The following is a 310-nucleotide window of genomic DNA, read 5'->3' on the forward strand; positions in this document are numbered from 1 at the left end:
CGTTCACCATGAACGCCACCTACATCGCCGGCAGCCAGGCCATCACCAAGATCGCCGGCTCCACCGCCGCCGCGGCGTTCTCCGACGTGTCGGCCTCGGTGTCGATCTTCGACGCCTATATCGACATGTTCGACTCTGGCATCACCTCGGTCCGCACCAGCGCCAAGACCATCGGCGCCAGCGTGGCCCTGCTGCAAACCCGCGCCGACTTCACCAAGGAATACATCAACACCCTCAAGATCGGCGGCGACAAGCTGGTGCTGGCCGATCTCAACGAGGAAGGCGCCAATCTGGTGTCGCTGCAAACCCG

1 pseudogene is annotated in these 310 nt (G+C 63.5%); it reads left to right on the plus strand.

The features are described from left to right. A pseudogene (locus MTBSS4_RS03825) lies at positions 1-310 on the plus strand (flagellin); the annotation flags it as partial.

The organism is Magnetospirillum sp. SS-4, assembly GCF_902729425.1.
In the GTDB taxonomy this organism is placed as follows: Bacteria; Pseudomonadota; Alphaproteobacteria; order Rhodospirillales; family Magnetospirillaceae; genus Phaeospirillum.